The sequence below is a fragment of the Frankia torreyi genome, assembly GCF_000948395.1.
Taxonomy (GTDB): Bacteria; Actinomycetota; Actinomycetes; order Frankiales; family Frankiaceae; genus Frankia; species Frankia torreyi.
On the sequence record NZ_JYFN01000077.1, the window covers coordinates 22388 to 28958 of the forward strand.

At 72.0% G+C, this 6571-nt stretch carries 6 protein-coding genes; 5 read left to right on the top strand and 1 reads right to left on the bottom strand.

All coding sequences use genetic code 11. The features are described 5' to 3' along the window. Window positions 1–399 precede the first annotated feature (399 nt). The 4 genes from FF36_RS28005 (at window position 400) to FF36_RS28020 (ending at window position 5105) form a co-directional block, all read left to right on the top strand. The gene (locus FF36_RS28005; RefSeq protein WP_044888203.1) at window positions 400–588 is read left to right on the top strand and encodes a hypothetical protein; all 189 of its coding nucleotides are present in this window, start codon (window positions 400–402) and stop codon (window positions 586–588) included. A 128-nt stretch (window positions 589–716) separates the two neighbouring features. Continuing rightward, on the top strand, window positions 717–2708 hold the full coding sequence (locus tag FF36_RS28010) for an APC family permease (RefSeq protein WP_044888204.1): 1992 nt from the start codon (window positions 717–719) through the stop codon (window positions 2706–2708). 296 nt (window positions 2709–3004) lie between these two features. Beyond that, on the top strand, window positions 3005–3859 hold the full coding sequence (locus FF36_RS28015; RefSeq protein ID WP_044888209.1) for an ABC transporter ATP-binding protein: 855 nt from the start codon (window positions 3005–3007) through the stop codon (window positions 3857–3859). Window positions 3860–4181: 322 nt separating this feature from the next. After that, window positions 4182–5105 carry an SDR family NAD(P)-dependent oxidoreductase gene (locus tag FF36_RS28020; protein WP_082122305.1) on the top strand — a complete coding sequence of 308 codons (924 nt, stop codon included), beginning with the start codon at window positions 4182–4184 and terminating at the stop codon, window positions 5103–5105. A gap of 168 nt (window positions 5106–5273) precedes the next feature. On the opposite strand, the gene FF36_RS28025 is transcribed toward FF36_RS28020, so the two are convergent. Then, a complete protein-coding gene (locus FF36_RS28025; RefSeq protein ID WP_044888205.1) occupies window positions 5274–5732 on the bottom strand; it encodes a response regulator in 459 nt (152 codons plus the stop codon). 443 nt (window positions 5733–6175) lie between these two features. Between FF36_RS28025 and FF36_RS28030 the strand changes: the two genes are divergently transcribed. Continuing rightward, a complete protein-coding gene (locus FF36_RS28030; protein ID WP_242419767.1) occupies window positions 6176–6502 on the top strand; it encodes a hypothetical protein in 327 nt (108 codons plus the stop codon). Window positions 6503–6571: the final 69 nt, after the last annotated feature.

Sequence of the window (6571 nt, forward strand, 5' to 3'; positions counted from 1 at the left end):
TGAGGTGATCATCGTGTCCGGGGATGGACGAGCGCCGCGAGCTCGCGGCCGGGGTCGCAGGGGGGGCGTCGCGGTCGCCGGGGTCGGCTGGTGGCGGCGGATCCGCGGCGCGCTGCCCCGCGCGGCGCCCGGTGGCGGCGACCCCCGTTGTCCGGCGGACCTGGCGGCGTTCGTCGCGTTCGTCGGCCCGCTGGCGATCTGCGGACTGCTGGCCCGCCTCGGCGCGACGCCGCCGGTGGCCGTCGAGGTGGCGCTGCTCGCGCTGCTGACCGCGACGATCGGCTGGTTCGCCCGCCCCGCTGCGGGGCGCTATGCGTCGTCTGTGGGGCGCTGTGCCTCAACGGCTTCCGGCTCCATGAGCTTGGTACCCTCGCGCCGCATCCGGCCACCGACCTGGCGGTGCTGGGCGCGCTGGCGGCCACGTGGCTCGCCGCCTGGTCCGCCCGGGCGCTGTCGTTGCGGATCGTGTCGTTGCGCGCGGGCGTGGGCTGGCCGCCGACGGGACCTTCGGTGCGCGAGACAGTCGTCCCCGACATTCCGAGCCAACGGGTCTCGCCCGGCACCGGCACCGGCTCAGACTCCCGCTGAACGCGGCGTTAGCGTGGCGTGAGAAAACGCGGGGTCGGCGTTAGCATCCCGTGAGAGATTGTCGCGCCGCGCCTGCACCGCGGTTGACTCCCATCGGATGCCGGTGTGGGCGGAGGTGGGGCGCGGCGATGGCCGGTGATGTGGCGCGGCGGCTGCTGGTGGGGCGGCCGATGCGCAGTGAGCGGCTGGCCGAGACCGAGCTGCCCAAGTGGCTGGCCCTGCCGGTGTTCTGCAGCGACCCGCTGTCATCGGTGGCGTACGCGACCGAGTCGATCCTCGTCGCGCTCGCCGCCGGCGGGCTGACGCTCTACCACGTCAGCCCGTACATCGCGGCCGGGGTGGCGCTGACCCTGCTGGTGGTCGTCACGTCCTACCGGCAGACGGTGCACGCCTACCCGAACGGCGGCGGCGCCTACGTCGTCGCCTCGGAGAACCTCGGGCGGACCGCGGGGCTCGCGGCGGCCAGCGCCCTGCTCGTCGACTACGTGCTCACCGTGGCCGTGTCCGTCGCCGCCGGCGTCGGCAACATCGTCTCCGCGGCGCCGGGTCTCGCGGGTGACGCGCTGCCGATCGCGCTCGGGTTCGTCTCCCTGCTGATGTTGATGAACCTGCGCGGGGTGCAGGAATCCGGGCGGATCTTCGCGATCCCGACGTACGGGTTCGTCCTCGGCATCTACGTGATGTTTGCCTGGGCCGCCTACAAGGGCCTCGCCGGCCAGCCGATGCGCGCCGAGACCGCCGGTTACCGGCTCCGGGCGACCAGCTCGACGTCCGGTGTCCTCGCGGTGCTGCTCATCCTGCGCGCCTTCGCGAACGGGTGCACGGCGCTGACCGGCGTCGAGGCGATCAGCAACGGCGTGCCGGCGTTCCGGCGGCCCAAGAGCCGCAACGCCGCGGCGACCCTGTCCGCGATGGCGGCGCTGGCGGTCACGATGTTCGTCGGCATCACGATCCTCGCGCTGGTCAGCGACGTCCACATGGCGGACAGCCCGGCAGACTATGTCGGGCTGCGCCCCGGGACCGAGGTGCCGACCGCGATCTCCCAGATCGGCGCGGCGGTGTTCGGCAAGACGTTCTTCTTCTACTGGAACACCGTCTTCACCGCCGGCATCCTCATCCTGGCCGCGAACACGGCGTTCAACGGCTTCCCGGCGCTCGCCTCGATCCTCGCCCGCGACCGGTTCCTGCCCCGCCAGCTCTACAACCGCGGCGACCGGCTCGTGTTCAGCAACGGCATCGTGCTGCTCGCCGTCGCCGCCGGGCTGCTGCTGGCGGCCTTCGACGCCGACACCCAGTCACTGATCCACCTGTACATCATCGGCGTGTTCGTCTCGTTCACCCTCAGCCAGGCCGGCATGGTGCGGCACTGGCAGCGCGCGCTGGCCGCCCCAGAGCGGGCCTCGGCCGGGGGTGCCGCTGGCGGGGGAGAGGGCTCGGATGCCGCGGCCCGGCGGCGCACCCGCCGATCCCAGGCCATCAACGCCGTCGGGGCGACCGTCACCGCGCTCGTCCTCGTGATCGTCCTGGCGAGCAAGTTCCTCGAGGGCGCCTGGATCGTCGTGGTGGCGATGCCGCTGCTGTTCGCGCTGATGACGGGCATCCGCCGGCACTACGACCGGGTCACCGAGACGCTGCATGTGCCCGATCAGGTGCGGCTGGTCCGGCCGAGCCGCAACCATGTGATCGTCCTGGTCTCCCGCCTGCACATGCCGACCGTGCGGGCACTGTCCTACGCCCGGGCGCTGGCCCCGAGCGAGCTGGAGGCGGTGACCGTCGCCGTCTCCCGCGAGGAGGCGCAGGCCCTGCTCGAGGACTGGGAGAGCCACGGCGTCGACGTGCCGCTACGGATCCTTGACTCGCCCTTCCGGGAGATCACCCGGCCGGTGCTCGGGCACGTGCGCTCGCTGCGCCGCGCGGGCCCGCGCGACGTCGTCACCGTCGTCATCCCGGAGTACGTGGTCACCCACTGGTGGCAGCACCTCCTACACAACCAGAGCGCCCTGCGGATCAAGGCCCGGCTGCTGTTCCAGCCCGGTGTGGTCGTGATCAGCGTGCCGTGGCGGATCGACCGCCCGCCCCCGGACGCGGCCTCCCCGGTGGTCCTGGACCGATCGGGCTAGCGGCCCGTGACGGTGCGGGGGATCAGGTCGCAGTGGAGGTTAAGTGAGGGTAGCCTAACCAAATATTCGAGGGCCTCGGCTGGTCGGCCGGGATGTCCGCGGGGCGCGGGTCCACCGGTGCCCCGCGCGGACACCTCCGGCGGCAGCCTGGCAACGGGGGAGGACGGGTGACGCTCGCACCCTGGCGGCGGCTGAGCCCGGCGGCCCGCTCCGCCCAGCCCGGGCTGGCCCCGGAGACCGCACCGCCGGCTCCGGAAAGCGTCGGCGATCTGCCGGCTCCGGGCGGTACCGGCGATCTGCCGTCGGCCTGCGACGGTGCCGACCGCCCGCCCGCCCGGCTGCTCGGCGAGGGGCTGACCCTCGCCTACGATCGGCGCATCGTCGCGCAGGGCCTCGCGGTGCGCATCCCCGACGGCGCGTTCACCGTGGTCGTGGGTCCCAACGCCTGCGGCAAGTCCACCCTCCTGCGCGCCCTGGCCCGGGTGATGCGGCCGGCCGCCGGCACGGTTCGTCTCGACGGCGCGCAGATCGCGTCGCTGCCGTCGAAGGAGATCGCCCGGCGCCTCGGCCTGCTGCCGCAGACCGCGATCGCGCCGGACGGCATCACCGTCGTCGACCTCGTCAGCCGCGGCCGGTATCCGCACCAGACGGTCTGGCGTCAGTGGTCCACCCGCGACGAACAGGTCGTGCGCGAAGCCATGGCGGTCACCGGCGTCACCGATCTCGCGAGCCGGTTCGTCGACGAGCTGTCCGGCGGGCAACGCCAGCGGGTGTGGCTCGCGATGACGCTGGCGCAGGAGACGCCGATCCTCCTGCTCGACGAACCGACCACCTACCTCGACATCACCCACCAGTTCGACGTGCTGGACCTGTGCGCTGACCTGCACGAGAATCACGGCCGTACGCTGGTCGCCGTCCTGCACGACCTCAACCAGGCCTGCCGCTACGCCACGCACCTCGTTGTGATGGCCGCCGGCCGCATCGTCGCCGAGGGCCCGCCCGCCGAGATCGTCACCGCGGAGCTGATCGAGACGACCTTCGGACTCGCCTGCCGGGTGATCCCCGACCCCGAGACGGGCACCCCGATGATCATTCCTGCCGCCCGGCGCCGGGCGTCCTCGCCGACGGCCGGGGTCGCCCCGGCGGGCTGACCTCACTGACCGGATGCGCGGCGGGCCGAGGGCGCCGTTGAGTGGTGATCCGCGGAGCCGCCCGCCCCGGAGGGCATCCCAAGCCTCCAAATCGGTTAGATCATATGATTTGAACGGTGTTGCGGGTCACAGTCGACGGGTCGTCGGCGACGGCGGTCCGGCATCGGGGTCGAGGCCGCGCCTCGGCGGTCGGCCGCCCGCCGAGGCGCGCGGACCGGCACGCGGCGTTGGCCCCGGCGTGGGCTGGGCCCCTTCCCTGCGAGCCAGGCAGAGTCATCCCCGAGAGTCAGTCGGGGCCATCCCCGAGAGCCAGGAGGAGCAGATGACAGCAGCACCGGAAGCCGCCACAGGCTTATCCGCCACCTCCGCCGGACCGTCGGCCACCGAGCCCGTCGTACCCCCGGCCCCCGTGTCGCCGGCCCCCGTGCCGAGGACGGAGCCGACGGCCGAGGGGCGCTTTGCCGGGACCGTCGTCCTGGTCACCGGCGCCGGCCGCGGGCTGGGGCGCACGATCGCCGAGGCGTTCGCCGTCGAGGGCGCCACGGTCGTCGTCGCCGCCCGGACCGCGCGGTACGGCGAGCGCACCGTGCGGGAGTTCCGTGAGCGGGGGCTGTCGGCCTCCCTGGTGCTCGGCGACCTGGCCGAGCGGGCCGACGTCGCGAAGATGTTCGACGAGGCGGTCACCCGACACGGGGCGCTGGATGTGGTCGTCCACAGCGCCGCCGACAACGCTCAGGGGCTGCTCGCCGAGATCGACGACGACGCGCTCGACTACCTGCTGCGCAGCAACGTTCACGCGCTGCACTGGATCACCCGGGCGGCGGTGCCGCACCTGAGGCGGTCGAAGCTTCCCGGGCGGATGATCTTCATCTCCTCGGGTGCGGCGAACCGCGTCTTCTCGCCCGGCCTGAACGCCTACGGCTCCACGAAGGCGTACCTGGAGTCGTTCGCCCGCGGCCTGGCCGGCGAGCTCGGTCCGCTCGGCGTGCGGGTCAACGTCGTCGGTCCCGGCCTGACCGTGACCGAACGGATGCTCGGCCACCTCACCCACGCCCAGGCCGACTCGCTGGCCAGCACCTACCCGCTCGGCCGCGCGGGCCTGCCCGAGGAGATCGCCGCGGCGGTGCTGTTCCTCGCCTCCCGGGAGGCCTCCTACATCACCGGTGCCTCCCTGCTCGTCGACGGCGGGGCGAGCATGGTCCCCTTCCCGGCTCGCGGTGCCATGAACGACTCCACCAGCCACTGACCCGGCCAGCGCACTGACCCGGCCGGCGCACTGACCCGGCCAGCGATTTCAAGGCCGACCCCGGCCGCATCGTGCGGCCGGGGGACGTCCGAATGGCCGGTCAGGGTTTTGTCACCCGTGGGTCAGGTAGCGAGCCGATATTCCCGGTCGGGGGCGGAGTCCGGCTGGTTACGAATTTCTTGCCTTCTGGTCAGTCGGCGGAAGGCGGACCTCGGTCAGGAAGAACTCGTCGATTCTGCGCACCACCTCGGCGAACTGATCGAGATTGGCGGGTTTGGTGACGAAGGCGTTGGCCTGCAGGTCGTAGCAGGCGGCGACATCCGCTGCCGCGGCCGACGCGGTGAGCACGACGACGGGGATCGATCGTAGATCGACATCGGCCTTGAGCTCGGCGAGTACCTCCCGGCCGTCCCGGCGCGGGAGGTTCAGGTCGAGCAGGATCAGGTCGGGTCGCCGCGCCATTCGGCCCGCTCCGAGGGTGCGTAGATACGTCATCGCGGCCACCCCGTCCGCGGCCACCCGCAACTGCGCCGGCACTCCCTGGTCCAGTAACGCCACCTGGATCATCAGGGCATCGCCGGGATCATCCTCCACCAGGAGAACTTCGGTCGGAGCCGAATCCGGCACTGAACCTCCTCACGCCCGGATCTGCCTTCATTCGCTCTCGTAATACCATTTCGCGGGAAGTGGCCGCCGGCTCCGGGGAGCCCCCTCGCCACCCGCGGGCCCGCCGTGGCCGGGCCCGCCATCGGCCAGCGCACCGCGTCCCGAGGCCCCACCGACCGGCGGGGCCGCCGCGTGGCGGGCCGCTCACCGGCACCGGTCGTGAGAACGCCGCCGGAGATGCGCGTCGGCGGTGGGAAAGCGGCCGGCTCCGGGTATAACCGGATCACCGGCGACCAGCGGATCAGAAGGGCAGCCGATTTCCGGGTGGCGCCGCGTCGCGGTCGGCTGCGACTGCTTCTCGCGCGCCGCGGACCACGGCAGACGGCCGAAAGGCGGGTGTGGCAGTGGAATGTGGCGAACCGGTCCTCTGGGGAATCTCCTTCGACGCGACCCCCATCTCGGGCGTGGTGGTCGAGTTCGTGAAGACTGCCCGGATTCTCCACCAGCGCGGCTACCGCGTCCACCTCGACCTCGGGTACGACGTGAAGGCCGACAAGAACGCGTTCTTCCAGCCCTATCGGGACGAGGCCGCGCTATTGCCGGACTGGGTTCGACTGGCCCGGATCGACGGGCTCGACGCCACGCCGGGATATGACGCGGATTTCGTGACCGCCGTGCTGCGGGAGGTGGTCCAGGCCGGCGATGAGCGGCTCGTGCCGCAAATCGACACGGTCGCCGAACAGATCAGTCGCCGTGTCGTCGACACCCAATACCAGGAACTTAGGTTCTGATCGTGTAGGTTCGAGGGGTGCCGAGACGCGGTCAGGTGAAGGAGAAGCCCGAGGACCGGTTGGTGGACC